The organism is uncultured Roseicyclus sp. (genome assembly GCF_937892565.1).
In the GTDB taxonomy this organism is placed as follows: domain Bacteria; phylum Pseudomonadota; class Alphaproteobacteria; order Rhodobacterales; family Rhodobacteraceae; genus Roseicyclus.
Window position 1 is genome coordinate 1 of sequence record NZ_CALAHQ010000063.1, and the last position, 5,119, is coordinate 5,119.

The window sequence follows — 5,119 nt, forward strand, 5'->3', positions numbered from 1 at the left end:
CCATGAAAACCGACCGTGACGCATGGTGGGCGCTTGGGCTGCTGGCGGGGTTTCCTGCCCTGCTGTTGCTTGCGCTTTTTGCCATCGGTGCCGCGACGGGTGAGGCGATCGATCCGCAGGAGGCCGCGCTTGTGGTCGCGGTCGGCTGGGTCTGGATCATCCCAATGGCGCTGTGGCAGACGCGTCGCCCGGTGGTGGCCCATGGCGTGCATGCGGTGCGTCGCCGGGGCCGGGAGATGGCCGGGTTGCTTGCGCTTCTGATGGTGCTGCAACGCCCGCCCGATGACGCCAGCCTTGCACAGGCGCTGTGGGGGTGGGCGGTTTTCGGCGGTGTGATCGTGGTTCTTTTCGGCCATCACGCCTTGGGCTTCTGGCGCCGGCTCAGGAAGCGCCCCTCCGCCCTGCGCAAGATGCTGCGCGGGCCGGTTCTTTTGGCGGGTGTGATCTTCATCACCGGGTTTCAACTCGGTCATCTCTCCGGTGCCACCCCGGCGCAGGCATTTTGGCTGGCGTTCGTCCTGCTCGGAATATATGTGAATTTTACCTTCCCGTGGCGGTTTCCGCGCACCGCAGCCACCCCGCTCGGGCGGCGGGTGCTCTTGCTGGGAGAGTTTCTGTCGATGGCGGCTTTCCCCTTTGTGATCACAATGTCCATCCGCGGTGACGGGGCCATGCTTTACGGCATGATCGGCAGCTCCTTGGTGGCGATGATCGGCACATCGCTTTGGGTGCGGCTGGCCTGGCCAAATTCCCCGCGCCGCGACCTGCGATAGCCCCTAGCTTGGGCGGGCGGGCATCTCGCCCTTCATCTCGGCCACGATGATGCGGATCAGGTCGGCCACCGGCTTGGCCTGGCTTGCTGCCGTGGCGCCACCCACCGCCACGCGCTTGTGCCAGCGCCACCACAGCGCGGGGGCATAGACGCGGCCGCGGGTCGTGGGCGATTTCAGCCGCACCAGAAACCCGCCTGCGGGCTTGAAGGCAAAGATCGAGCGGTCGACGCTGTCGACCTCATCGAGTGCAAACAGAACCCGGCCCCCCGCCTCGCGCAATTCGGTCCGTGTCAATTCCAGCGTGACCGCCGTGGCCCCCCAGACGCGCCATGACAAATAGAGCGACCCCAGCCCAAGGATCACCAGAAAGGCCAGCCATTCCAGATCGGCGGGGGGGGTGGCGGCAGCCACATAGACCAAGATGAGCCCCAGCATGCCCACGACGCCCGTGGTGAACACGCGCCGGATCGGATGCGGGTCAATGGTGGCCAGCACCTCATCGGGATCGGGATCGGGGTCTTTGCGTTTGGGCATGGTGTCTCGCGGGGTTGGGATGGTTGTGCTTACCCTGTTCGCCCGCCCTTGGCGAGGCTTGCGCATCGGCGCACAGGCGGCGTGTGCATGTGGCCCTTTGCCCAAACCGCCCGGGCGACTAGATCATGGACAACACGTTTAGAGGAGACCCGCATCATGTCGATCCGCCCCGTTCTGGAAACCCGCCGCGCCAAGCCCACGATGGAGGGGGCGGGCGTGCATCTGCACCGCGCCTTTGGTTTTCAGGACCCCACCGAACTGGACCCGTTCCTTTTGTTCGACGATTTCCGCAATGATGATCCGCATTTCTACCGCGACGGGTTCCCGTGGCATCCCCATCGCGGGATCGAGACCATCACCTATGTGCTGGCGGGCACGGTCGAACATTCCGACAGTCTGGGCAATCGTGGGCGTCTTGGGCCGGGGTCGGTGCAATGGATGACCGCCGGATCGGGCATCTTGCATCAGGAAATGCCACTTGGAAACGCGCGCGGCCAGATGCATGGGTTTCAGCTTTGGGGCAATCTGCCCTCGGCGCAAAAGATGACCGCGCCGCGCTATCAGGATATTCAGGGCGCCGAGATCCCCGAGGTCACCGATGACGACGGCACCCATGTGCGGGTCATTACAGGCGAATTCTGGGGCAAGCGCGGCCCCGTCGATGGCATTGCCGCCGATCCGCAATATCTCGACATCACCGTGCCCGCCGGCGTCAGGAAGACGTTCAGGATCGACACCTATCGCCGGGCTTTCGCCTATGTCTTCGAAGGGGCGGCGGCATTCGCGGATGCGTCGCGGCCACAAGGCGTGCTTTTGGAAAAGGAAGTGATGGGCCAGGAGGTCAACATTCGCGACCTGTCGGGCGACCGCACGCTGATCCGCTTTGGCACCGGCGATGAGGTGACGGTTCAGGCCGGGCCAAAGGGCGTGCGCTTTTTGTTGATCTCGGGCGCCCCCATCGAGGAACCCGTCGCATGGCACGGGCCGATCGTGATGAACACGCAAGCGGAATTGCAGCAGGCCATGCGCGATCTGCGCAACGGCACCTTCATCAAACCCGCGCATTGAAACGGTTCAGGCCCGCGTCCACCAATAGACAAAGGCCAGCACCAGCCCGATCACCACAGCCAGCCGAAAGGCAATCTCGGCCATCAGCAGGGCGCGCTGGCGCGCGATCTGCGCGCCGGGCCTGTAGGCCGCCAGGCTGCGGCGAAAGCGATGTGCCGCCTGTTCGATCAGGGCGGGGTCGGTGCGCGCGGCCAGCCGTGGATGGGCCATGCGGGCCTCAAGCATCCCGATTTCGGCGGCTGCGCGTCGTGCATGGGCGGGCAAGAGCCGGCCAGCACGCTTGACGGCGGCCTGAAAGCTTGGCGCGCGCACATTCAGGCGCGTCGCCATCATCCGGCGCAATTCCTCTTGCACGGCTTGCAGGGGTTTTCTGGCCATGGAATCACCCTCCCGGGCCAACACTAGCAGGAAAGATGCAAGCGTTGCGCTCTTGCGCGCAAGCGTTGCGGCGGGGCTGGCCTTTTGCCCCTGTGACCGCCTATCCTTGTGCCCATGTTGCAGACCGTCATATCGGGCGATGACAGCGCCCGCCCTCCGATCCTCATCGCTCATGGGCTCTTTGGCTCTGCGCGCAACTGGGGTGTGATCGCCCGCCGCCTGTCCGATCAGGGGCGCCGGGTGATCACGGTCGACATGCGCAACCATGGTGACAGCCCTTGGCAGGACAGCCACAGCTACCCCGATCTGGCCCATGATCTGGCGCAGGTGATCGCGGCCCATGGCGGTCAGGCGGATGTGCTGGGTCATTCGATGGGGGGCAAGGCGGCAATGGCACTGGCGCTGATCCATCCGGATCTGGTGCGCCGCCTGATCGTGGCCGACATCGCTCCGGTGGGCTATGGCCACACCCAGCAGCATCTGATCGACGCGATGCGCGCGGTGGATCTTTCGGCCACCCAGACGCGGCGCGATGCCGATCTGCAACTGGCCCAGAGCGTCACCGCCGAGGGGGTGCGCGCCTTCTTGCTGCAATCGCTCGATCTCAAGACGCGGCGCTGGCGGCTGAACCTTGACGTGCTGGAACGCTTCATGCCCGCGATTCTGGGCTGGCCGGATCTGGCGGGCCACTATGACGGGCCAAGCCTGTTCTTGTCGGGCGCGCTGTCGGATTACGTCACGCCCGCGCATCGCCCGGCCATCAAGGCGCTGTTTCCCAATGCCCGCTTTGCCAAGATCCCCGGTGCGGGCCATTGGCTGCATGCCGACCGACCGCGCGAATTCGAAGCCGCCATCACGGCGTTTTTCAACGCCTAATCCTGCGCGCGCATCATCCGCCCGAGGATGCCGGTCTTCCACACCAGCTGGTGCATCGCGACCGCGCCGATATGGGCAAGGATGAGCAAAAGCAGCAGGGTTTTCAGCACCTCATGCGCCTCGGCCGCCGCGTCCTGCCGCCCGCCCCAGGCCAGGGCCCCGGTCACCGGCAAGGCGATCAGCAGCGCATAGAACGCAAGATGGGCCAGATGCCCGGCCTTGCGAAACGCGGCCGGTTCACCCTCGGGCGGGGGTGGGGTGCCGCGATCATGGCGCAAGATCAGCCGCCAACAGGCCAACAGCAAGATCAGCCCGCCGCCCGCGATATGGCCGATCACCGGCACGGACATGGCGTATTGCCCGGTTTCCTCGGCGACATCATAGGCATCGGCGATGCCGTCATGGAGCAGAAACTGCAGCGCGACCAACACCATGACCACCCAGTGCAAGGTGATCTGGGTGCGGCTGTAACCTTGGGGGGGTGTCATGATCCGGGTCTCCTTACTTTGGGTGCTGATGGCCCATCTTGTGCGGGTTCGGGCCGGTTTTACAGCCCAAACATCACCTGCCCCATGCACAGGGCCCGCCGTGCATGCAGCCTATGCTCCGCAGGCCGGTCCAAGGTTGCGCTCGGTCAATCCACCTGCCTGTCGCTTGTGAGAGGCAAGGTTGTCCGGATCGACCCAAAGGAGACGGCCCATGATCTCGCTCGAGGATATGGAGGATATGTGCAGCCTGACCCGGGCCGAAATCGCCCAGGTGGCCGCCCATGAACATGTGACCGAAGAGGCCGCCGTGGCCGAGATCGAGCGGCTGATGCATCAGCATGGCGGGCCGCAAAAGCTGAACCTGATGTTGTGCCAAGACATCCGCGCGGCGCTGCATGCCGACGATCTGCCCGAGGCACGACGGCTTTTCGCGCTGTTGCGCGGGTATCTGGCCGCCCATCCCGAGGCGGTCAGGGGCGCACCGCCCGATTGAGGGCGCGGGGCGCGCGCGCGCGCGCGCGGGGTGTGCCCATCCGCGCGCGGCGGATGGTGCAACACATCCCCGCCTCAGCTGTCCATCTTCAAGGCGTTGATAAAGGCCGATTGCGGGATCTCGACCTTGCCGAACTGGCGCATCTTCTTCTTGCCGGCCTTTTGCTTGTCCAGCAGCTTGCGCTTGCGCGTGGCGTCGCCGCCGTAGCATTTCGCGGTCACGTCCTTGCGCATGGCCGAAAGCGTCTCGCGCGCGATGACGCGGCCGCCGATGGCCGCCTGGATCGGGATCTTGAACATGTGGCGCGGGATCAGCTCCTTGAGCTTTTCGACAAGCTGGCGGCCCCGCCCCTCGGCGCGGTCGCGGTGCACCATCATCGACAGCGCGTCCACCGGTTCGTCATTCACAAGCACCTGCATCTTGACCAGATGATCCTCGCGGTAACCGGTCATCTGATAGTCAAAGCTGGCATAGCCCTTGGTCACCGATTTCAGCCGGTCGTAGAAATC

7 protein-coding genes and 1 pseudogene are annotated in these 5,119 nt (G+C 65.0%); 4 read left to right on the forward strand and 4 right to left on the reverse strand.

Annotated elements, in window-relative coordinates; genetic code table 11:
* Positions 1-773, forward strand: a 773-nt coding sequence (locus Q0094_RS08155) for a hypothetical protein (protein WP_297617592.1), incomplete at its 5' end; no start/stop codon positions are given.
* A 3-nt stretch (positions 774-776) separates the two neighbouring features.
* On the opposite strand, the gene Q0094_RS08160 is transcribed toward Q0094_RS08155, so the two are convergent.
* The gene (locus tag Q0094_RS08160) at positions 777-1,307 is read right to left on the reverse strand and encodes a hypothetical protein (protein ID WP_297617595.1); all 531 of its coding nucleotides are present in this window, start codon (positions 1,305-1,307) and stop codon (positions 777-779) included.
* Positions 1,308-1,463: 156 nt separating this feature from the next.
* Between Q0094_RS08160 and Q0094_RS08165 the strand changes: the two genes are divergently transcribed.
* Entirely contained in the window at positions 1,464-2,375 is a 912-nt protein-coding gene (locus Q0094_RS08165; protein ID WP_297617598.1) for a pirin family protein, read from the forward strand.
* 6 nt (positions 2,376-2,381) lie between these two features.
* On the opposite strand, the gene Q0094_RS08170 is transcribed toward Q0094_RS08165, so the two are convergent.
* Entirely contained in the window at positions 2,382-2,753 is a 372-nt protein-coding gene (locus tag Q0094_RS08170; protein WP_297617601.1) for a hypothetical protein, read from the reverse strand.
* 114 nt (positions 2,754-2,867) lie between these two features.
* On the opposite strand from Q0094_RS08170, the gene Q0094_RS08175 reads away from it, so the two are divergent.
* The gene (locus Q0094_RS08175; protein ID WP_297617605.1) at positions 2,868-3,629 is read left to right on the forward strand and encodes an alpha/beta fold hydrolase; all 762 of its coding nucleotides are present in this window, start codon (positions 2,868-2,870) and stop codon (positions 3,627-3,629) included.
* Here Q0094_RS08175 and Q0094_RS08180 read toward each other — a convergent pair.
* Positions 3,626-4,117: a cytochrome b/b6 domain-containing protein gene (locus tag Q0094_RS08180; RefSeq protein ID WP_297617608.1), complete on the reverse strand. Its 492-nt coding sequence runs from the start codon at positions 4,115-4,117 to the stop codon at positions 3,626-3,628. The genes Q0094_RS08175 and Q0094_RS08180 overlap by 4 nt on opposite strands.
* A gap of 211 nt (positions 4,118-4,328) precedes the next feature.
* Between Q0094_RS08180 and Q0094_RS08185 the strand changes: the two genes are divergently transcribed.
* Complete coding sequence (locus Q0094_RS08185; protein ID WP_297617610.1) at positions 4,329-4,610, forward strand: hypothetical protein; 282 nt, start codon at positions 4,329-4,331, stop codon at positions 4,608-4,610.
* A gap of 74 nt (positions 4,611-4,684) precedes the next feature.
* On the opposite strand, the pseudogene Q0094_RS08190 reads toward Q0094_RS08185, so the two are convergent.
* Positions 4,685-5,119: pseudogene (locus Q0094_RS08190) on the reverse strand (elongation factor 4); the annotation flags it as partial.